This window comes from Minwuia sp. (assembly GCF_048007105.1).
Lineage (GTDB): Bacteria > Pseudomonadota > Alphaproteobacteria > Minwuiales > Minwuiaceae > Minwuia.
Map to the genome: position 1 here is coordinate 2496500 of NZ_CP180352.1, position 19709 is coordinate 2516208.

18 protein-coding genes and 1 pseudogene are annotated in these 19709 nt (G+C 65.9%); 7 read left to right on the plus strand and 12 right to left on the minus strand.

What is annotated here, in order from left to right; translation table 11 throughout:
• Positions 1 to 34 precede the first annotated feature (34 nt).
• Together ACMVY4_RS12055 and ACMVY4_RS12060 are read right to left on the minus strand one after the other, a co-directional pair.
• Positions 35 to 466, minus strand: a complete 432-nt coding sequence (locus tag ACMVY4_RS12055; protein ID WP_416896271.1) for a VOC family protein — start codon at positions 464 to 466, stop codon at positions 35 to 37.
• A 19-nt stretch (positions 467 to 485) separates the two neighbouring features.
• A complete protein-coding gene (locus ACMVY4_RS12060; protein WP_416896272.1) occupies positions 486 to 1361 on the minus strand; it encodes a helix-turn-helix domain-containing protein in 876 nt (291 codons plus the stop codon).
• 106 nt (positions 1362 to 1467) lie between these two features.
• Between ACMVY4_RS12060 and ACMVY4_RS12065 the strand changes: the two genes are divergently transcribed.
• On the plus strand, positions 1468 to 1902 hold the full coding sequence (locus ACMVY4_RS12065; protein ID WP_416896273.1) for a copper chaperone PCu(A)C: 435 nt from the start codon (positions 1468 to 1470) through the stop codon (positions 1900 to 1902).
• Position 1903: 1 nt separating this feature from the next.
• Here the strand turns inward: ACMVY4_RS12065 and can are convergent, their stop codons facing one another.
• Positions 1904 to 2539 (minus strand): carbonate dehydratase, encoded by a 636-nt coding sequence (gene can / locus ACMVY4_RS12070; protein WP_416896274.1) that lies wholly within the window; start codon positions 2537 to 2539, stop codon positions 1904 to 1906.
• Positions 2540 to 2689: 150 nt separating this feature from the next.
• Between can and ACMVY4_RS12075 the strand changes: the two genes are divergently transcribed.
• Both ACMVY4_RS12075 and ACMVY4_RS12080 read left to right on the plus strand, forming a co-directional pair.
• Positions 2690 to 3673: a zinc-dependent alcohol dehydrogenase family protein gene (locus ACMVY4_RS12075; RefSeq protein ID WP_416896275.1), complete on the plus strand. Its 984-nt coding sequence runs from the start codon at positions 2690 to 2692 to the stop codon at positions 3671 to 3673.
• A gap of 47 nt (positions 3674 to 3720) precedes the next feature.
• Entirely contained in the window at positions 3721 to 4206 is a 486-nt protein-coding gene (locus ACMVY4_RS12080) for a PAS domain-containing protein (RefSeq protein ID WP_416896276.1), read from the plus strand.
• Positions 4207 to 4213: 7 nt separating this feature from the next.
• Here the strand turns inward: ACMVY4_RS12080 and ACMVY4_RS12085 are convergent, their stop codons facing one another.
• Genes ACMVY4_RS12085 through ACMVY4_RS12115 form a run of 7 tightly spaced genes read right to left on the minus strand, consistent with a single transcriptional unit; the run spans position 4214 to position 12559 of the window.
• Positions 4214 to 4618 (minus strand): cupin domain-containing protein, encoded by a 405-nt coding sequence (locus ACMVY4_RS12085; RefSeq protein WP_416896277.1) that lies wholly within the window; start codon positions 4616 to 4618, stop codon positions 4214 to 4216.
• 38 nt (positions 4619 to 4656) lie between these two features.
• Positions 4657 to 5811, minus strand: a complete 1155-nt coding sequence (gene argE / locus ACMVY4_RS12090; RefSeq protein WP_416896278.1) for an acetylornithine deacetylase — start codon at positions 5809 to 5811, stop codon at positions 4657 to 4659.
• A gap of 8 nt (positions 5812 to 5819) precedes the next feature.
• Positions 5820 to 6974, minus strand: a complete 1155-nt coding sequence (locus tag ACMVY4_RS12095) for a PP2C family protein-serine/threonine phosphatase (protein WP_416896279.1) — start codon at positions 6972 to 6974, stop codon at positions 5820 to 5822.
• Positions 6971 to 9445, minus strand: a complete 2475-nt coding sequence (locus ACMVY4_RS12100) for a PAS domain-containing protein (protein ID WP_416896280.1) — start codon at positions 9443 to 9445, stop codon at positions 6971 to 6973. The genes ACMVY4_RS12095 and ACMVY4_RS12100 overlap by 4 nt, the downstream gene beginning before the upstream one ends.
• Positions 9445 to 9828 carry a response regulator gene (locus ACMVY4_RS12105; RefSeq protein ID WP_416896281.1) on the minus strand — a complete coding sequence of 128 codons (384 nt, stop codon included), beginning with the start codon at positions 9826 to 9828 and terminating at the stop codon, positions 9445 to 9447. Before ACMVY4_RS12105 ends, ACMVY4_RS12100 begins: the two co-directional genes overlap by 1 nt.
• A 2-nt stretch (positions 9829 to 9830) precedes the next feature.
• Positions 9831 to 11369, minus strand: coding sequence for a sensor histidine kinase (locus ACMVY4_RS12110; protein ID WP_416896282.1), 1539 nt, complete (start codon positions 11367 to 11369; stop codon positions 9831 to 9833).
• On the minus strand, positions 11366 to 12559 hold the full coding sequence (locus tag ACMVY4_RS12115) for a M24 family metallopeptidase (RefSeq protein WP_416896283.1): 1194 nt from the start codon (positions 12557 to 12559) through the stop codon (positions 11366 to 11368). The genes ACMVY4_RS12110 and ACMVY4_RS12115 overlap by 4 nt, the downstream gene beginning before the upstream one ends.
• A gap of 86 nt (positions 12560 to 12645) precedes the next feature.
• Here ACMVY4_RS12115 and eutB point away from each other — a divergent pair, with 86 nt between their 5' ends.
• The 4 genes and pseudogenes from eutB (at position 12646) to ACMVY4_RS12135 (ending at position 16777) form a co-directional block, all read left to right on the plus strand.
• A complete protein-coding gene (gene eutB / locus ACMVY4_RS12120; protein ID WP_416896284.1) occupies positions 12646 to 13653 on the plus strand; it encodes a hydroxyectoine utilization dehydratase EutB in 1008 nt (335 codons plus the stop codon).
• Positions 13646 to 14635: a cyclodeaminase gene (locus ACMVY4_RS12125; protein ID WP_416896285.1), complete on the plus strand. Its 990-nt coding sequence runs from the start codon at positions 13646 to 13648 to the stop codon at positions 14633 to 14635. The genes eutB and ACMVY4_RS12125 overlap by 8 nt, the downstream gene beginning before the upstream one ends.
• A 17-nt stretch (positions 14636 to 14652) precedes the next feature.
• A pseudogene (locus ACMVY4_RS12130) lies at positions 14653 to 16019 on the plus strand (aspartate aminotransferase family protein).
• A complete protein-coding gene (locus tag ACMVY4_RS12135; RefSeq protein ID WP_416896286.1) occupies positions 16016 to 16777 on the plus strand; it encodes a sulfite exporter TauE/SafE family protein in 762 nt (253 codons plus the stop codon). Before ACMVY4_RS12130 ends, ACMVY4_RS12135 begins: the two are co-directional and overlap by 4 nt.
• A 161-nt stretch (positions 16778 to 16938) precedes the next feature.
• On the opposite strand, the gene ACMVY4_RS12140 is transcribed toward ACMVY4_RS12135, so the two are convergent.
• Entirely contained in the window at positions 16939 to 17376 is a 438-nt protein-coding gene (locus ACMVY4_RS12140) for a glyoxalase superfamily protein (RefSeq protein ID WP_416896287.1), read from the minus strand.
• A gap of 182 nt (positions 17377 to 17558) precedes the next feature.
• Entirely contained in the window at positions 17559 to 19661 is a 2103-nt protein-coding gene (locus ACMVY4_RS12145; RefSeq protein ID WP_416896288.1) for a 3-hydroxyacyl-CoA dehydrogenase NAD-binding domain-containing protein, read from the minus strand.
• Positions 19662 to 19709: the final 48 nt, after the last annotated feature.

Below are 19709 nucleotides of genomic sequence, written 5' to 3' on the forward strand. Positions count from 1 at the left end.
GGGGGCGGCGTGAATGTCAAGGTTGCAGACCCGGTCAACCGTGCTCAGGGGCCTCGTGCGCCTTCGGCCAGTAGGTGCCGAAGTTCCAGGCCTGGCCCTCAGGGTCGTAGCAGCCGAAATCCCGGCTGCCGTAGTCGGTGTCCATCAGTTCCCGGAAGAAGGTTGCGCCAGCGGCCTTCGCCCGCGCATAGGCGGCGTCGGCATCGTCGATGGCAATGTAGATCGACTGCCCGCCCGCAGCTCCGTCGGGCCGTCCGACAGTGCCGGCATGGTCGTCCTCGCGGTCGTCGCCGAGCATGATCATGGAGGATCCGAAGGAGAGCTGCGAATGCATGACGCTGCCATCCTCGCCCTCGACGACGAAATGGGTCTCGAAGCCGAAGGCCTCTTCCAGCCAGGCAATCATCTTCTTCGTGTCGCGGTAGCGGCGGCTGACGAAAATGCGGGGCGGTTCGATCTCGGTCATCGGGTTCTCCTTGTTGAAGTCAGCCGAGGGTGCCGTGCCCGCCGCGCTCCGTATTGAAGGAATGTGATGCAGCCCAGGCCGTCGGCGTGCGCCCCTGCATCCGGGAGAACTCCCGCACCAGATGGGCCTGATCGGCATAGCCGGTTTCGTGGGCGATGGCGGCCCAGTCGAAATCCAGTTCTCCGGCCAGCCGGCACACGTTCCGGTGACGGAAGATGCGGGCGACGGTCTTCGGTCCGTGCCCGATCTGGTCGCGGAACCGGCGGGTCAGATGCTCCCGGCTGCAATCGAGCGAAGCGGCGACATCTGCGATCCGTGCAGCGCCGTGGCTGGCGGCGATGGCGCGCCAGGCCGCTGCGATGCGGCGCTCGGCAGGCGGCGCCTGACGCAGACGGCCGCGCACGAACCGGTCGGCAAGGTCCAGCCGCGCCCGCCAGTCGCGGAGATGGCCGAGCCGGTCGATGAAGTCGCGGCCCTCTTGGCCCATCAGATCGTCCAGCGCCACGACCTGTTCGGCGATCTCGTTCAGCGGCAGGCCGAAGAAGGCGCGGGCGCCGAAGGGCGTGAAGTCGATCTGAAGGCAGGCCGCCGCGCCATCGCAACGGATATCGGTGAAGCGGTCGATCAGGCCGGCGGCGAAACTGTCGTGGTCGCCGGGACGGACACCCCCGGATGCGATGGTCCAGCGCGGCCCGAAATTGACGATCAGCGGAAAGAACAGTCCGGCTGGCTGGCGGTCGTCGAACACGGTCGGCCGGTGCGCCTCGAATCCCTGATATCTCAGGACAAGGTCGCCGATATCCGGAGCCGGGCGAGCTTCGATCATGGCGAAACTGTCAGCAACCTCGGCACTGGAAACAGAAGCAAACCCTGACGCCACAAGTTCGTTGTCCATGGCGAAACCTTCAGATCTCCCGGATATGACGGCTACAGATTGAGCCGCCGGATTGTTGCACAGTAATGCTGGCCGGACGCGATCAACTGACTACCGGAGGATGAGAATGCGACTTCCGATTGTCCTGGCGGCAGTCCTGCTGCCCCTGGCCGCCGAGGCACATGACTACGAAAAGGGCGGCATCCACGTCGGCGATGCCTGGGCGCGGGCCCCGATCGGGCTAGGCACCTCGACGGCGGGCTACCTGGAAATCTTCGAGATGGACGGCAAGGGCGACCGGCTGATCGGTGCGCGCTCGGAAATGGCTGACCGGGTGGAACTCCACACCCACACCCAGGTTGACGGCGTCATGCGGATGCGGCCGCTGGAGGCGCTGGAGATCAAGCCGATGGGCGGCGGCGACCTCCAGCCAGGCGGTCACCATCTGATGATCATGGGCCTGAAGCAGACGGTAAAGCCGGGGGACCGGATTCCGGTCACCCTGATCTTCGAGAAGGCCGGCGAGATGCCTGTCCGCTTCACCGTCCGTGCGAAGCAGTAGGTCAGCTGGCGCCTGAAGAACGTGCATCGGCGGGCGGGCCGGAGCGGGTGCACTCCAGATCGCGCAAGCGGCCGTTCTTCAGGCCATAGATCCATCCGTGCACGGTCAGATCCTGCTCGCGCTCCCAGGCGCGGTTCAGGATGGGCGAATGGCAGAGAGCGTCGACCTGCGCCTTGACGTTCAGTTCGCAGAGCCGGTCGAGGCGGGATGCGTGGTCGGAAAGCTGGTCGAGTTCGCTTCGATGCACGCGCTTCAGGTCGCGGACTGGCTCAAGCCAATGTTCGACCAGGCCGTCGCTGGCGTCTTCCAGCGCCGCCTTCACGCCGCCGCAGCCATAGTGGCCGCAGATGATGATGTGTTTGACCTTCAGACTCTCGACCGCGAACTGGACGACCGACATGCAGTTCAGGTCCGCGGTGTAGACGATGTTGGCGACGTTGCGGTGGACGAACACCTCGCCCGGCGCCAGCCCGGTGATGACGTTGGCGGGCACACGGCTGTCCGAGCAGCCGATCCATAGGAAGTCGGGGGTCTGGAGTTCCGAGAGATGCTTGAAGTAGTCAGCGTCCTCCGACGTACGCTCGTCGGCCCAGCGCACGTTCTCTTCCAGAAGATCGGCCGGCGTCTTGATGGTCATGCGTTTCCTTCTCCGTTCCGAACCCACCGGTGCGCACCCGGTTCGCCGGGACTATAGGCGCGAAGGTCAGAAATGCGAAACTGGCGGTGGTCGGATTGTCGGATTTCCGTGATACGGTCGCCGAAACCATCCTCGGGGAGCGAAATGGGCATGATGAGGATCCAGCGCCTGGCCGGGGCCGGCGCGCTGGAGGACGCGACGGTTCCGGTGCCGGAGCCGGGCAGGGGAGAGGTCCGGATCCGGGTCAGCGCCTGCGGCGTCTGCCGCACGGACCTGCATGTCGTCGATGGCGACCTGAAGGACGTCCCCCCGGGCATCGTGCCCGGCCACGAGGTCGTGGGTGTCGTCGATGCGCTGGGCGACGGCGTCGAAGGTCTCGCAGCCGGTGATCGCGTCGGCGTGCCCTGGCTGGGCCGGACCTGCGGCGAATGCCGCTACTGCCGCGACGGGCGGGAGAATCTCTGCGACCGGCCAGCCTTCACCGGCTACACCATCGATGGCGGCTACGCCGAGTACTGCGTCGCCGACGCCCGGTTCGTGTTTCCGCTCCCCGACCGCTACACGGACGCCGAGGCGGCGCCGCTGCTCTGCGCCGGACTGATCGGTTACCGCTCATGGGCCATGGTCAGGGACGCCACGTCGCTCGGCCTCTACGGGTTCGGCGCGGCTGCCCACATCATCGCGCAGGTCGCCGTGGCCGAGGGCGCAAAGGTCCATGCCTTCACACGCGAAGGCGATCATGCGGCGCAGGCGCTGGCGAAGGAACTCGGCGCGGTCTGGGCGGGCTCCTCGACCGAGGCGCCGCCCGAGCCGCTGGATGCCGCGATCATCTTCGCGCCCGTCGGCGCCCTGGTGCCAGTCGCGCTGCGGGCGGTGCGCAAGGGCGGCAGCGTGATCTGCGCGGGCATCCACATGAGCGAGATTCCGGCCTTTCCCTACGACATACTCTGGGAGGAGCGGAGCATCCGCTCCGTGGCCAACCTGACTCGCCGGGACGGCGATGACTTCATGGCGATTGCGGCACGGGTGCCGATCCGCACGCATGTCACGGAATATCCGCTCGCCGATGCGAACCGCGCCCTTTCCGATCTCCGGGACGGCCGCCTGACCGGCGCCGCCGTGCTGGTTCCGTGATGCGGGGCGGTTCCGGAAATCTCCTGCGTCCCGAAACCGGCGAACCGATGCAGTCGAAGGTGAATATCGGACTGCGCGACTACTGGCTGGAACTCGCGAAGGACAAGGCGGTGCCATTGTGGCGCGACTTCGACCCGACGCATGTCCGCAAGCTGTTGCCCAATACGGTCGTGGTCGATGTCTCGGATGCCGAGCCGCGGTTCCGCTATCGCGTGATTGGAACGCGGGTTACGGAGATTGCCGGACGTGATGCCACCGGGCGAAACCTCGATGCCGATCTCTACGGCGACCTGCTGGACGAAATGATCTGGACGTTCCGGCGCTGCGCCGATACCGCCGAGCCGCTGGCCACCATCGGGCGGGTCCATTTCGCCGAGCGCGACTGGCTGACCCTGGAGCATCTGTTCGTCCCGTTCAGTCGGAAGGGCGGGACGCTCGACACGATCGTGTCGTCGCTCGACGTTCTCGAAGGGGATACCCGGCTGGCCTATGCGGACCAGCGGACCGAAAAGATCCTCGACTGGCGGCGCTAGACGCCTGTCAGGGCTTTTCGCAGGGGATCGTGCCCATATCCGCAGGCATCGAGACCTCGAGAATTTGGAAATCGTCCGAGGTCGCGATCTCGTTGTGCTTCAGCCCGCCGGGGATGAAGATCGACTCGCCCTTGCTGACCCGCACGGTCTCTCCGGTCTCGAACTCCAGGTCCACCCAGCCGCTGGTGCAGTAGACGAACTGCGCGTCGCAGACATGGTAGTGCCAGCCGGTCGGTTCGGTCATGCCGCGGTCGGCCGTGGTCAGCTGCGCCCGCATCTTGCCGGCGGTGGCTTCGGTCACACCCAGGTCGGTGTAGCTGAAAAAGGCGCGGCGGCCCTCGACCTTCGGTGCGGTCGCCGGATTGGCGTGGACCATCTTGCCCACTTTCGGTCGGTTGGACTGATCGTTCATCACATTCTCCCCATGTGGTTTTTCGACCGTATCACTGTTCAGGCGGCAAGCCGAGCATGCAGATTGCCGATCATGTCCAGGCATTGGTTCATCTGGTCCAGCGAGATGTATTCGTCAGGCTTGTGGGCTTGCTCGATGCCGCCGGGCCCGCAGACCACGGTGGGTATACCGGACTCCTGGAAAAGCCCTGCCTCGGTACCGAAGCTGACGACGCCCGCGGCGTTGTCCCCGGTCAAGGCCTGGGCCAGCGCAACCGCCTCGGAGGCCGGCATCGGCTCCAGCCCGCCGACCTCGCCAACGATCTCGAGCCTGATATCGGCGTCTGCGCCGACCTCCCGCATTCTGGGCAGCAACACGCTCTCGGCATAGGCCCGCATCCGGTCGCGGACGAAATCCGCGTCGGTGCGGTTCACCGGCCGGAACTCCCAGTCGACCTGGCAGTGGTTGGGAATGACATTGTGGGCGATGCCGCCTGTCATGCGGCCCACCGATATCGTGCTCCATGGCGGATCGAAGGGGCTGGCGGCAGGCGCCCGCGGCTTCAGATCCTCGCCTGCCGCCATCAATTCCGTGACATAGCGGACCGCGTATTCGACGGCGTTCACGCCCAGATCGGGCTGCGAGCCGTGGCCTTCCAGCCCGTCGAAGCGGGTCGTGTATTCGAAGCAGCCCTTGTGGCCTTCGATGACCTTCATCCCGGTCGGCTCGCCGATGATGCAGATGCCGGGACGGCGTCCGCTGCGGCCCAGCGCCTCCAGCAGCAGCGGCGCCCCCATGCAGCCGACCTCCTCATCGAAGGTGAAGGCCAGGTGCAGCGGGCGCGACAGTTCCGATTCCGCAAAGACCGGCGCCATCGCCATGGCGCAGGCAATGAAACCCTTCATGTCGCAGGCCCCGCGCCCGAAGATGCGGCCATCGGCGCGATGGGGCGAAAACGGGTCGGTCGACCATTCCTGTCCTTCCACCGGCACGACGTCGGTATGACCCGACAGGATCACGCCGCCGTCGACATCCGGCCCGATGGTCGCGAACAGGTTGGCCTTCGTGTGTTCGCGGTTCAGCGTCAGATAGGTCCGCGCCCCGAGCCGGTCGAGCCGCTCGTTGACATAGGCGATGAACTCCAGATTGCTCTGGGCGGAAACCGTGGGGATGGCGATCAGGTCTTCCAGGATGGTGCAGCTGTCGTCGAGCATGGGTCTCCTCAGTTCCGCCGGCCATGCCAGCGCACGGCAAGAATTGTCAGGTCGTCGGTCGCGACGGCGCCGTCGGCAAAGCGGCTGAGCGCGTCGATCACGGCATCGCAGACCTCGCGGGTGGTCGCGGTGCTGTCTTGTCCGGCGACGCAATCGCCGATGCGGTCATCGCCGAACCGCTCGCCGACGGCTTCGGCCTCGGTGATGCCGTCGGTCACGATCACCAGCAGGTCGTCGATGTTCAGGCGTACCTCCGTGGCCCGGTAGGCATAGCTCTCCTCCAGCGCCAGCGGCAGCCCGCCCTCCGAACCGAGTTGCAGCTTCTTGCCGTCCTGACCGACCAGCCAGGCCGGCGGATGACCGGCATTGCAGTACTGCAGTTCCCCGTTGGCGCAATCCAGCAGCCCGGCGAACAGTGTCACGAAGAAGCATTCCGGGTTCTCGCGCGCGATCTCCCGGTTTACCTCCGAGATGATGGTGTCGAGATCGCGGCCCCGGTCGCGCAGCACGGCGCTCTTCAGGTGCACCTTGGCGACCGACATGAACAGGCTCGCGGGCAATCCCTTGCCGGAGACGTCCCCGACCATGAAGAACAGCCGCTCGTCGTCGGCCATGTAGTAGTCGTAGACGTCGCCGGCGACCTCGGTGGCCGGTTTCAGCGTGGCGGCGACCGAGAATCTGGGGTCGGAATCGAGGGAATGGTCCGGTGCCGGCAGGATGGCCTTCTGTAGCCGCTGCGCGCTTTCCATCTCGGTCAGGCGGCGCGCCGCCTCGCGCATCTCGAAGACTTCGGCGATGGTCTTCTCGATGGTCCGGTCCAGGTCGGCGAAGTCGATCGGCTTGGTGATGAAGTCGAACGCGCCGCGGTTCATCGCGGTCCGGATGTTGGACATGTCGCCATAGGCCGAGATCACGACCGTCTTCAGCTGCCGGCGAAACGGCCCTAGATGGTTGAGCAGGGTCAGGCCGTCCATCTGCGGCATGTTGATATCGGTCAGCACGAGATCGACGTCCGGCTGTGGCCCCAGCACCTCGAGCGCTTCGGCGCCGTTGCGCGCGAACAGCAACTGGTAGCGGCCTTCCCGCACCTGACGGCGGTAACGCTGGCGGAACAGCATCTCCAGATCGGGTTCGTCGTCGACGACGAGGATTCTGGTCGTCATGTCGGCTCCTCACGCAGGCTTCGCCGCCGCGGCAGCACGACGCGTAAGAGCGCATACTCGCCGGGGTCGCTCTCGACGCTCATGCCGCCCGTGTGCTGCTGGACGACGATATCATAGCTGAGCGAGAGGCCCAGCCCGGTCCCGTCGCCGGCCGGCTTTGTCGTGAAGAAGGGCTGGAACAGGCGGGACTTTACCTCGGGCTCGATGCCGATGCCGTTGTCGCGCACAGCGATCTCGACCGACTCGCCGTGATCGCGCGTCGCCACCGTGATGGTCGGCCTGTAGCCTTCGCCGGCGGTCTCGCGCTTGCGGTTCACCGAATAGATTCCGTTGGCGACCAGGTTGATGACCACGCGTGCGATTTGCTGGCGGGAGATCTCGGCCCGGCCGGTGCCCGGATCGTAGTCGCGTTCGATGCGGATATCCGCGCCCCGGTTCTGCGCCCGCGCCCCGTGCCAGGCGAGGTTCACGGCTTCGTCGACAACCTCGGCCAGGTTGCACCATTCGGCCCCGCCGACCTCGCCGCGTGAATGCATGAGCATGCCCTTGACGATATCGTCGGCACGGCGCGCATGCTCGACGATCTTTTGAAGGTTGCCCTCGATCGTCGTGCGCAGCTCGTCGTACTCCCCGGCACGGTCTCTCGGCAGGTTCCGGACAGCCTCGGTCGCCAATTGCTGGAATTCGGCCATCAGCTCGACCGAAATCTCGGCGAAGTTGCCGATGAAGTTGAGCGGGTTCTTGATCTCGTGGGCGATGCCGGCGGTGATCTGGCCCAGCGAGGCCAGCTTCTCGGCCTCGATCAGGCTGGCCTGTGTGGTGCGCAGATCCTCGAGTGCGTCCTCGGCGGCAGCCTTGGCCTCGGCCAGCTCGGTCTCGACCCTCTTGCGTTCGCTGATGTTCAGGTTGACCGCGCCCAGGCCGATGGCGTTGCCGTCGGCGTCGAAGATCGGGAATCGGACGGTCGAAAAGGTATCCACGGAACCGCCGGGGCCACGGCTTTCGAACTCGTAGGCCAGCGGCTTGAACGAGCGCATGACCTCCTCGTCCTGGGCGCTGATCCTGGCGGCGATCTCGGGCGGATAGAGTTCGTCCGTCGTCTTGCCCAGCACATCGGCCATGTCCATCTCGCGACGGTCGCAGAAGTGCTGGTTGACCAGCACGTACCGGCCCTCCGGGTCCTTCAGAGTGATGGTGAAGGGGGCGGGGATGTGATCGATGATGGCAGCGAGGAGCTGCTGACTTTCCTTCAGCGCCTTCTCGGTCTCGATCAGCGCGGTTACGTCGGCGCCGGCGCCCCGATAGCCGGCGAAGACCCCGTCGACGTCATGGATCGGGTGGCCGCTGATGGCCACGAAGGCGCGGTAGCCGTCCGGATGCTGATGGACGCGAAGGAAGTTCCGGAAGGGCCGGCGTGCGCGGATGTCCTCCATGTGCGCCAGCCATTGTTCGTCGTTCTCGTCGCCTTCCAGCCGGAGTTCGTCGCGCCGCCGACCAAGGATTCGTTCCGTCGGCACGCCGGTGATCTCGGAATAGCGGTCAGAGACGAAGGTCATGACGTTGTTCGCGTCCATCTCGAAATAGAAGTCCGAGATGGCGTCGCTGTAATCGCGCAGCCGCTGCTCGCTGGTGATCAGACGCTGGTTCGCCCGAGCCAGTTCGCGCGTGCGCTGCTCGACCCGGTCTTCCAGATCGCGCTGATGCGCCGCAATCCGCTCCAGCAGGCCCGCAGTGGCGCGGAATACGTCGCCGATCTCGTCGCGCCGGGTCAACTCGCCGGCGAAGCGCGGTTCGTCGCCGATGTTCTCGCCCTGATTCAGCGCCCGCTGCAGCCTGAGCAGTGGCCGCAGGACGGCTGTGAGCAGGGTCGCCATCGTCACTAGGGTCAGCAGGGCCGTCAGCAGTATCACCAGACCTGCAATGTTGAGGGTGTAGGCGAGAAGCTCCTCAGGGATGTGATCCGCGTCCAGCCGCAGGGCGATCGGTCTCGCCATGCCGCTGCGGCCCGCGTCGACGAAGATCTCGATCCGCGTCTCGCCGGCGTGGACGTGGGAATCGTATGGGTCCGCACGGCGTCCTGCCTCGGTCCAGTCCGTCTCCAGCTCTTCGCCCAGCATCAGGGTTGTGCGGCCGGTGCCGTCCAGAAGCGCGACGCCTGTGATTTCCGGGTGCCGCATCAGGGCGCGCGCGACCAGCTGCGGCGGCGCCTGCGCATCGAGCAGGTCGCGCGTCAGGTGCAGGGTCTTCATCGACGAATTGATCAGTGACAGCGTCAGGTCCTCGCGCCTGTTGAAGAAGGACGGCACGAAGATCACGGCTTCCGCGATCAGGATGACGATGAAGATGATCAGCGTGATCCTGCGGATCAGCGGCGATTGCAGCACCCGGACGATCCCGGCGCGGATCCGTGCGAGTCCCCGTTTCGGCCCGGTCCGGCCATCTGCGGCAGACGCGGCGCGGGTTTCGGCCATCAGGCCGGCCTGCCGCCGATCTCCGCGACGATGCTCCGGAGACGCTGGAAATCGACGGGCTTGGAAACGAACTCCCGGGCGCCGTGGGAGATGGCCTTCTCGCGGTTCGTCTGCCCCGAATAGGCGCTGACAAGCACAACCGGCAGTTCGGGCCATTCCCGCCGGATTTCCTCCAGAAGCTCCAGACCGCCAAGCTCCGGCATGTTGATGTCGGACAGGACCACGTCGAAGCCGGTGCAGGCGCGCAGCTTCTCCAGCGCCTCGACGCCGTTCGCCGCAAAGACAAGCTTCACCGTTCCCGCCTTGATTTCCCGGCGGAAGCGCTGGCGGAACAGGTCGGGCACGTCCAGTTCGTCATCGACGACGAGAAGACGGGGAGCCATGGTCATCCCTTTTCTTGAGCGGTCATCGTATCCCTGACCACAAGGGGAAGCGAGACAATAAACTCCGTGAACCGGCCCACTTCGGTCTCGACGTCCAGGGTTCCCTGATGCTGGTGGACGACAGTGTCGTAGACCAGAGAGAGGCCGAGGCCCGTTCCGTATCCGGCGGGCTTGGTGGTGAAGAAGGGTTCGAACAGCTGCTCGCGGACGCTTGACGGAATGCCCGTACCGTTGTCGCGGATGCGGATGTAGAGGCGGGAGTAGGGCACCGATCGCCGGGTGGAGATCCTGACCGTCGGTGTGTAGCTGCCGGTCTCGGTCCGGGCCCGCTCGCGGACGGCGTAGAAGGCGTTGTTCAGGATGTTGAGCAGCGCCCGGTTCATCTCCTGTGCCATCAGTCGGATACTGCCGGCGTCCCAGTCGTAGTCCTTCTCGATCGTGACGTTGAACGACTGGTCCTGGGCGCGCGCGCCGTGAAAGGCGAGGTTCAGGGCCTCGTCGACCATCTCGTTAACCTGCACCGATTCCCACTTCCCCGGTTCGCCCCGCGAGTGCTGCAGCATGCTCTTCACGATTCGGTCGGCCCGGTGACCGTGTTCGACCACCTTGTCCAGATTGGCCTTCAGCGTCGGGGCCAGTTCCGCCAGTTCGCCGATCTCTTCCTCCGAGTAGCTGTCGATGCGTCGGCGGACGATGTCGCGCATTTCCTCCATCAGTTCGACCGAGAGTTCGGCGTAGTTGTTGATGAAGTTGAGCGGGTTCTTGATCTCGTGGGCGATGCCGGCGGTCAGTTGGCCCAGCGAAGCCATCTTCTCCTGCACGATCAACTGGCCCTGCGCCCGCTTCAGGTCCTCGAGCGACTCCGCCAGCCGGGCCTCCGCCTCCCGGCGGCGCTTGATCTCGGCGGACTGGTTGTCCCGTTCGACCATCGTGCGAACATTTTCCCGGAAGCTGTTGTAATTTATGCGAAGAAACAGGCCCATCGTCATGATCGTGACGATCAGGATGAGGGAACTGGCGAGGCCGCCGATGCCGTCGTAGATCTGGATGGCGATGACGGTTGCGACGACAGTCGGGATGCTGAAGCCGAGGCAGGCGCGCGGCACCATCCAGACCGAACCCAGCGCGCCGCCCCAGAGCGCCACCACCATGACATAGGTGATGATTTCGCCGACCGCCCCGTTGAGCGGGTAGAGATAGATCACCCCGGCGCCGATGATGGTGCCGAGCAGCATCGACCAGATGAAGATGTTGCGGATGTGGACCTTGCTCACGCGTTCCGGCGGCGGGCGGTCGCGGTAGCGGAAATACCGGATCGTCACGGGCACCATCATCAGCCAGATCGCGCCCAGCCAGATGATGTGGAACAGCGCCGGCGCCGTGCCCCAGAAGGTGGCGCTGGCGACGAAGGTCACCACCATGTTGCCGAGGATCAACCCCGGCTGCTGGCGAAGCATGCTGACGGCCTGCTGGATCCGGATTTCCTCTTCCAGCGTCCGCCCCGCACCGGTCTCGGCGGGCGTGTCCTCGACGGCGGTCATTTCTTGACGAACAGCTGCCGGGGGTAGTCGGCGAGGAACTCGGCCGGTCCCTCGTCGCGGATCCGGAGCGGTTCGGTGATTTCCAGCCCCCAGTCCTTCATCCAGAGAGCTGGCATGAAGTGGAAGGTCATGTCCGGTTCCAGCACGGTGGTGTCAGTCGGGCGGATCGAGAAGGTCCGCTCGCCCCAGTCCGGCGGATAGGACATCCCGATGGGGTAGCCGCAGCGACCCTCACGTTCGACACCTCGTCTCTCCAGCACGGCGTAGAAGGCGGCAGCGACATCGCCGGCGGTGTTGCCGGGCCGGGCGGCGTTGACGCCGGCCTCGATTCCCTCCAGCACGGCCTCTTCGGCGCGCCGCATGTCGTCCGGCGGTTCGCCCAGATGAATGGTCCGGCAGAGCGGTGCGTGATAGCGGCGGTAGCAGCCCGCAATCTCGAAGAACGTCGCCGCGCCGGTCTCGAAGGGCCGGTCGTCCCAGGTCAGATGCGCCGCCGTGGCGTCGAGCCCGGTCGGCATCAGGGGCGCGATGGCCGGATAGTCGCCGCCGAAGCTGACGCCGTTCTCCTCGGCGCCCCAGATGCCGGTCTTGTAGATCTCGGCGGCGATCTCGTTGCGCCGCTTGCCGGGTTCCATGATCTCCAGGATGCGGTTGTGCATCCGCTCCACGATCCGCGCGGCGCGGCGCATGTAGACGATCTCCGTGTCCGACTTCACCGCCCGCTGCCAGTTGATCAGCCCCGTGGCGTCCGCCGGCTCCCTGCCGAGCTGGGAGACGAGGACCGTGTGGGCGCGGGCCGAATAGTAGTAGTTCTCCATCTCGACGCCGATGCGCTTGGCCGCCCAGCCCCGCTCGCGCAGGATGTCGGCGAGATGCTGCATGGCGTGACGGTCGGCGGACATGACGTAGTCGTCGGAGTAGCCGACGATATCCTCGGCATCCATGTAGCAGGTGCGCAGCGCGCCGGCGGCGTCCATCTTGCGGCCCCAGAAGACGGGATCGCCTTCGGGTCCGACGATCACCCCCTGGTGAACATAGAAGCTCCAGCCGTCATAGCCGGTCAGCCAGGCCATGTTCGACGGATCGCAGGCGAACAGCACGTCGATGTTCGCCGCGTCCATCGCCGCCCGCACCTTCTCGAGCCGGTCCTGGTACTCGAAGCGGGTGAAAGGCAGTTGGACGTCGGGCATCGCGGGGCTCGCTTTCGTCAGTCGCAATCCGGTGGCGTTGAAACTCCCGGCTGCCCATGCGAGGACATGCGCGCAAGGATGAGATCATGCCGAACCTCAATTTGAGCGATATTTTTGCAGCGCGGCAACGGGTTGTGGGTGTTGTCCAGACGACGCCCCTTGTCCCGTCCGCGCTTTCCGGGCCGGGAAAGGCCCCGATATCGCTAAAACTGGAATGCATGCAGCCCACCGGCGCCTTCAAGCTGAGGGGGGCGGCGAATACTGTTGCGGTGCATCAATCCGAGGGGCGGACGGCGGGATTCGTTTCCGTTTCGACCGGCAACCACGGCCGTGCCGTGGCCTATGCAGCGGAACGGGCGAGACTGAACGCCACGATCTGCCTGTCGGAACTGGTGCCGGATGTGAAGGTGAAGGCAATCGAGGCGCTGGGCGCCGAGGTCGTGCGCGCCGGGCGCAGCCAGGACGAGGCGCAGCTGGAAGCCGACCGGCTGGTCCGGGAGAAGGGCCTGATCGAGATACCGCCGTTCGACGACCGGCACGTGATTGCGGGACAGGGAACCGTCGGGCTGGAATTGCTGGAGCAGGCGCCGGACCTCGACTGCATCGTCATTCCGCTTTCGGGCGGCGGGCTGGCGGCTGGCGTTGCGCTGGCGGCGAAGGCGATCAAGCCTTCCATCCGTCTCGTCGGCATCAGCATGGACCGGGGCGCCGCAATGCAGGCGAGCCTGACCGCCGGCAAGCCGGTCGAGGTCGAGGAATTGCCCTCGCTCGCCGACAGTCTGGGCGGCGGTATCGGTCTTTCCAACCGTTTCACCTTCGCGCTCTGCCGCGATCTTCTGGATGAGGTGATTCTGGTGAGCGAACAGGAGATCTATGACGGCATGCGGGCGCTCTACCGGGAAGACCGGATCGTCGCCGAGGGCGCATCCGCCGTGGGCCATGCCGCGCTGCTGGTCGGCAAGCTGGAACTCGATGGCCCGACTGCCTTTCTGATCACGGGACGGAATGTCGATATGGGCCAGTTTTCTGCCGTGATCGCCGGCGAGACCGTGCGGCTCGGCAATCTGGAGGTCAGAGGAGGCGGACATGCGTGATGTGACGGTTCTGACCGAAACGGATCTGCGCGCCTGCGTGCCACTGAACCTGGCCGCCATCGACGTGGTCGAGGCGGCCTTCCGGGCGCTGGCGACCGGTGAGGTCGTGATGCCGCCGATCCTGTCCATGGACCTGCCGATGGTGAACGGCGAGGTCGATGTGAAGACTGCCTGGATCCCGGGCTTCGACGGCTTCGCCATCAAGGTCTCGCCCGGATTCTTCGACAATCCGAAACAGGGCATCCCCAGCCTCAACGGGCTGATGATCCTGTTCGACGCGAAGACCGGACTGGTCGATGCACTGCTACTGGACAACGGCTATCTGACGGATGTCCGCACCGCCGCCGCCGGGGCTGTCGCGGCCCGTCACCTGGCCCCCGAGACGGTCGAGACCGCGGGGGTCGTGGGCACAGGCGTGCAGGCGCGGCTGCAACTTGAGGCGGCGTATCTGGTCCGGCCCTTCCGCAAGGTGCTCGTCTGGGGCCGGAATGCGGACAAGGCCGATGCCTGCGCCCGCGATATCGGTCGGGCGCTGGGTGTCGAGACCACGGTTGCGGCGTCGGCGGAGACTGTGGTCCGCGAGAGCGATCTCGTGGTCACTTCGACGCCGTCGCGTGAGCCGCTGATCCAGGCGGAGTGGCTGCATCCCGGCCTGCACATCACCGCAATGGGCTCCGATCAGGACGGCAAGAACGAGATCGATCCCACCGCAATCGCCGCCGCGGATCTCTATGTCGCCGACAGGCTGAGCCAGTGCGCCGTCTCCGGCGAATGGCAGGCCGTCCTGGCGAAGGGGCTAGACGGCGGCCGCACACCTCCCGAACTCGGCGTGGTGATCGCCGGGGCGGAAGCTGGCCGCAGGCGGCCGGACGACATCACCATTGTTGACCTGACCGGAACCGGCGCGCAGGACACGGCCATCGCAACGCATGCGCTGGCCTGTGCACGCAGCGCCGGCGCCGGATCGGTCATCCAGACCTGAAAAGGAAAGGGACACCCATGCTCAAGAACGATCAGCTCGATCAATGGGACCGCGAGAACTTCTTCCACCCCTCGACCCATCTGGGCCAGCACGCGCGCGGCGAAGCGCCGAACCGGATCGTGACGGGCGGCGAGGGCGTCTACATCCAGGACCGTGACGGCAACCGGCTGCTGGATGCCTTCGCCGGGCTCTATTGCGTCAATGTCGGCTACGGGCGGAAGGAAATCGCCGAGGCCATCGCCGAGCAGGCGAAGGAACTCGCCTACTACCACGCCTATGTCGGCCACGGCACCGAGGCCTCGATCACGCTGGCGAACATGATCGTCGAGCGCGCGCCCGATCACATGCAGACGGTCTATTTCGGTCTGGGCGGTTCTGACGCCAACGAGACCAATGTGAAGCTGGTCTGGTACTACAACAACGTCCTCGGCCGCCGGAAAAGAAGAAGATCATCAGCCGCTGGCGCGGCTATCACGGTTCGGGCCTGATGACCGGGTCGCTGACCGGGCTGGAGCTGTTCCACAAGAAGTTCGACCTGCCGCTGGCCCAGGTCATCCACACGGAAGCCCCGCATTTTCTCCGCCGTCCGGACGCGTCGATGTCCGAGCGCGAGTTCTCCGCCTGGTGTGCGGAGAAGCTGGAAGAGCTGATCCAGGCCGAGGGACCGGACACCATCGGCGCCTTCATCGGCGAACCGGTTCTGGGCACGGGCGGCATCGTGCCGCCGCCGGAGGGGTACTGGGAGGCGATCCAGGCCGTGCTGAAGAAGCACGACATCCTGCTGATTGCCGACGAGGTGGTGACCGGTTTCGGACGTCTCGGCTCGATGTTCGGATCCACGCACTACGGGATCAAGCCGGACCTGATCACCATCGCCAAGGGGCTTACCTCGGCCTACGCGCCGCTCTCGGGCTCGATCGTGTCGAAGGACATGTACGAGGTCCTGATGCGCGGCACCGACGAGCTGGGCCCGATCGGCCATGGCTGGACCTATTCGGCCCATCCGATCGGGGCGGCGGCCGGGATCGCCAACCTGAAGCTGGTGGACGAACTGGGGCTGGTCGCCAATGCCGCCGACACCGGCGCCTATTTCCGGAAGACGCTCGCCGATGCGCTGGGCGGCCACGCCAATGTCGGCGAGGTTCGTGGCGAGGGTCTGCTGGCTGCGGTCGAACTGATGGAGGATCCGGGCGGCCGCAGGTTCTTCGACGCTTCGCGCAAGATCGGCCCGACGATTGTCGGTGAGATGACGAAGCGCGGCGTCATCGCCCGCGCCATGCCCCAGGGCGACATCATCGGTTTCGCGCCGCCGCTCTGTCTCAGCCGCGAGGAGGCCGACCGCATCGTCGAGGTCACCGCGGAGGCTGTCGGCCAGGTTCTTTGATCGCGGAGCCGGTCTTCTATGCCGTCGCCGTACCGGTCCTGCTGCTGACCGGCATCGGCAAGGGCGGCTTCGGCTCGGGCGTCGGCATCGTGGCGGTGCCGACGCTGTCGCTGGTCATTCCGCCGCTGCAGGCCGTGGCGATCATGCTGCCGATACTGTGCCTGATGGACATCTTCGGCGTCTGGAGCTACCGCCGCCAGTGGAGCCGCCGCCTGATGCTCTATCTGGGACCCGGGGCGGTGATCGGTATCGGCATCGCCACGGCGCTGGCCGGTTATGTCGACGAGCACATGATCCGCCTGATCATTGGCGCCATCGCCGTGCTGTTCTCGCTCAACTACTGGCTGGGCGGCCGGCGCAACGGCGACGCGAAACCGGAGAGCAGGCCGAAGGGCGTCTTCTGGTCGGCGGTGAGCGGCTTCACCAGCTTTGTCGGCCATGCCGGGGGCCCGCCGCTGCAGGTCTACATGTTGCCGCTGAAGCTGGACAAGACGGTGTTCGTCGGCACGACCACGGTCTTCTTCATGCTGGTGAACTACGCCAAGATCGTGCCCTACGGCTATCTCGGCCTGCTGACGCAGGAGAACCTGCTGACCGCGCTGGTGCTGGCGCCGATCTGCCCGCTTGCCATGTTCGCCGGGGTCTGGCTGCACCACCGCATCCCGGAGCGGCCCTTCTACCTGATCTGCTACGTCTTCGTGTTCATCGTCGGGCTCAAGCTGCTGCGCGACGGGATCATCGGGACGTTTGGACTGTGACGTGACGAAGCCCAGTATTGCCTCTGCGGCGCCCTGGACTTGATCCAGGGCCCATGCCTGAGCCTCGAAGGATGACCGGCGGCGGTGGAAGCGCTCCGGAATGGGTCCCGGGTCAAGCCCGGGACACCGCAGCGTTTCCGGAATGACGATCGGCCCGGCTGCTACAGGTCGATCGCCATCTGGTGCGTACCGTTGGAGATCCGCTCCACCGTGCGGCCGTCGCGGCCGATGGTGGCACTGACCTGCCGGCGCAGCACCTCGAAGCTCTCGAACGCCGAGACGTTCACCGGCTCTTCGAAGCGGATGGTGGCGCGGTACGGCCCGTCGGGTCCGATACTGCGGACACCGAGCACTTCACCCCTGAAGGGATGGCCCAGGTAGAAGCCGCTGACCCGTTGGCCGACGGTAATCGGCGGGCCGGGCGGGCGGTTGCCGATGGCCGCGTGCAGGGTGTTCCAGTCGCGGTAGCCCAGCTGGTGCGAAATCATCTCCAGCGCCTGGCCGTGGCCGATCTCGACCCCGCGCGCATTCAGATCCTGACGCAGCCGTTTCGCCTGCGCCTTGGCGTTCTCGATGGTGGGAAGGACGGTCTCAGTCATCCCGATACTCCGTTTCTCTCCGTCCGCGAAATCGGGATGGGGCTCGCATTGCCATCCGGGCCGCGGTCGGTCCGGGTATCGAAAGGGATCGTCGAGAAGGCTTCACCGTGAGTGCGAGCGGCAGGCGCCTTCAGCCGAAGCGGCAGATAGGACGCCTGCGCCCCCACGTCAATGGGCAGGTGTCAGCGCGTGAAGTCGCGGAAGCCCTTGCCCTCGGCCACCAGCCGCTCGATCAGCGGCGCCGGTTCCCAGTCGTCGCCGTCGCCGGACTGTTCGTGGAAATGCCGGATGCGCGCCAGCACCTTGTCCAGCCCGACCGCGTCAGCGTAGTGCATCGGCCCGCCCCGGTGCTTGGGGAAGGCGTAGCCGTAGACATAGGTGATGTCGATGTCGACCGGACGGATGGCGATGCCTTCCTCCAGGATCTTCGCGCCCTCGTTGACCAGCGCGTAGATGCAGCGCTCCAGGATCTCCTCGTCCGAGACTTCGCGGCGCTTCACGCCGGCCTCGGCGGCATGCTTCGCGATCAGTTCCTTGATCACCGGATCCGGCTTCGGTGCGCGGCTGCCTTCCTCGTAGAGGAACCAGCCGGCCTGGGTCTTCTGGCCGTGGCGGCCCATCTCGACGATCTTGTCGGCCAGCGAGGAGTAGCGCTTGCCCTGCGGCCAGGTCTTGAGCTGGTGCTGACGGACGCGGTAACCGACGTCCAGCCCGGCCAGATCGCCCATCGCGAACGGGCCCATGGCGAAGCCGAAATCGTAGATCACGCGGTCGACGTCTTCGGGCTGCGCGCCTTCCTCGACCAGGAACTCGGCCTGGCGGCGGTAGGGGTGCAGCATACGGTTGCCGATGAAGCCGTGGCAGTTGCCGGCGAGCACGGCGACCTTGCCGATGGCCTTGCCCATGTCCATTGCGGTCTTGATGGTCTCGGGGCTCGATTTCTCGCCGCGCACGTTCTCCAGCAGCCGCATCACGTTGGCCGGGCTGAAGAAATGGGTGCCGATGACGTCTTCCGGCCGGCTGGTGGCCGAGGCGATCTCGTCGATGTCCAGCGTCGAGGTGTTGGAGGCCAGCACCGCGCCGGGCTTCATCACCTTGTCCAGCTTCGCGAAGATTTCCTTTTTCAGCTCCATCTCCTCGAAGACGGCCTCGATGACGATGTCGGCGTCGCCGATGTCCTCGTAGCTGGTGGTCGCGCTCAGGCGGCCCATGCGCTTCTCGACCTCTTCCATGGGGAAGCGGCCGCGCTTCGCGGAATTCTCGTAGTTTTTACGGATGATGCCGAAGCCGCGGTCCAGCGCCGCCTGCTCGTTCTCGACGATGGTCACCGGGATGCCGACATTGGCGAAGTTCATGGCGATGCCGCCGCCCATCGTGCCGCAGCCGATGATGGCGACCTTGCCGATCTTCTTCGCCTGGGTGTCCTTGGGCAGGTCGGGGATCTTCGCGACCTCGCGCTCGCCGAAGAAGATGTGGATCTGCGCGGCGCGCTGCGGGCTTTCCATCAGTTCGCCGAACAGCCGGCGCTCCTCGGCGAGGCCCGCCTCGAAGCTCTCGGCCCTGTAGGCGGCCTCGACGGCCAGGGTGCAGTTCTGCGGCGCCAGTACACCGCGCTGCTTCTTGGCCAGGTCCGACTTGAAGGTCTCGAAGATGGCCGGATCGGCCTCGTCCAGCTTGCCGCGGCTCTCGCGTATGACCTTCCTTGGCGCGCCCTCTGCGACCAGCTTCTCGCAGAAGGCGACCGCGCCGGGGATCAGTTCATCGACGATCTCGTCGACGATGCCTGCCTTCGCCGCCATCGGGGCGGGAACCATGTCGCCCGAGGTGATCATCTTCAGCGCCGTCTCGACGCCGGCCACGCGCGGGAGCCGCTGCGTGCCCCCGGCGCCGGGCAGCAGGCCCAGCTTGACCTCCGGCAGGCCGACGAAGCTCTTCGGCACGGCCACGCGGTAGTGGGCGGCGAAGGCCGTCTCCAGGCCGCCGCCCAGGGCGGTGCCGTGGATCGCGGCGACCACGGGCTTGGGGCTTTCCTCATAGGCGCGGATGACCGAGTTCAGATCCGGCTCCTGCATCGGCTTGCCGAACTCGCGGATGTCGGCGCCGGCGATGAAGGTGCGCCCGTCGCCGGCCAGCACGATGCCCTTGATCTCGTCGTCGGCATTGGCTTCGGCCAGCCGGTCGGCGAGGCCCTGGCGCACGGCCTGGCTCAGCGCGTTGACCGGCGGATTCTGGACCAGGATGACCCCGATCTCGCCGTGCTTCTCCAGCACCACAGGTGACGTCATGGCGGTTTCCTCCCCTCAGGAATTGTTGTCTTCTTGGCCCTGCCTTAG

Bases quoted from the DNA above. Each gene is read 5' to 3' on its own strand.
- ACMVY4_RS12140 (WP_416896287.1), bottom strand. From the start codon at position 17,376: ATGACTGAGACCGTCCTTCCCACCATCGAGAACGCCAAGGCGCAGGCG.
- ACMVY4_RS12105 (WP_416896281.1), bottom strand. From the start codon at position 9,828: ATGGCTCCCCGTCTTCTCGTCGTCGATGACGAACTGGACGTGCCCGAC.
- ACMVY4_RS12075 (WP_416896275.1), top strand. From the start codon at position 2,690: ATGATGAGGATCCAGCGCCTGGCCGGGGCCGGCGCGCTGGAGGACGCG.
- ACMVY4_RS12110 (WP_416896282.1), bottom strand. From the start codon at position 11,369: ATGACCGCCGTCGAGGACACGCCCGCCGAGACCGGTGCGGGGCGGACG.
- can (WP_416896274.1), bottom strand. From the start codon at position 2,539: ATGACCATCAAGACGCCGGCCGATCTTCTGGAAGAGAACGTGCGCTGG.
- ACMVY4_RS12095 (WP_416896279.1), bottom strand. From the start codon at position 6,974: ATGACGACCAGAATCCTCGTCGTCGACGACGAACCCGATCTGGAGATG.
- ACMVY4_RS12065 (WP_416896273.1), top strand. From the start codon at position 1,468: ATGCGACTTCCGATTGTCCTGGCGGCAGTCCTGCTGCCCCTGGCCGCC.
- ACMVY4_RS12080 (WP_416896276.1), top strand. From the start codon at position 3,721: ATGCAGTCGAAGGTGAATATCGGACTGCGCGACTACTGGCTGGAACTC.
- ACMVY4_RS12115 (WP_416896283.1), bottom strand. From the start codon at position 12,559: ATGCCCGACGTCCAACTGCCTTTCACCCGCTTCGAGTACCAGGACCGG.
- ACMVY4_RS12125 (WP_416896285.1), top strand. From the start codon at position 13,646: ATGCGTGATGTGACGGTTCTGACCGAAACGGATCTGCGCGCCTGCGTG.
- ACMVY4_RS12085 (WP_416896277.1), bottom strand. From the start codon at position 4,618: ATGAACGATCAGTCCAACCGACCGAAAGTGGGCAAGATGGTCCACGCC.
- ACMVY4_RS12060 (WP_416896272.1), bottom strand. From the start codon at position 1,361: ATGGACAACGAACTTGTGGCGTCAGGGTTTGCTTCTGTTTCCAGTGCC.
- argE (WP_416896278.1), bottom strand. From the start codon at position 5,811: ATGCTCGACGACAGCTGCACCATCCTGGAAGACCTGATCGCCATCCCC.
- ACMVY4_RS12100 (WP_416896280.1), bottom strand. From the start codon at position 9,445: ATGGCCGAAACCCGCGCCGCGTCTGCCGCAGATGGCCGGACCGGGCCG.
- ACMVY4_RS12145 (WP_416896288.1), bottom strand. From the start codon at position 19,661: ATGACGTCACCTGTGGTGCTGGAGAAGCACGGCGAGATCGGGGTCATC.
- ACMVY4_RS12055 (WP_416896271.1), bottom strand. From the start codon at position 466: ATGACCGAGATCGAACCGCCCCGCATTTTCGTCAGCCGCCGCTACCGC.
- eutB (WP_416896284.1), top strand. From the start codon at position 12,646: ATGCCGAACCTCAATTTGAGCGATATTTTTGCAGCGCGGCAACGGGTT.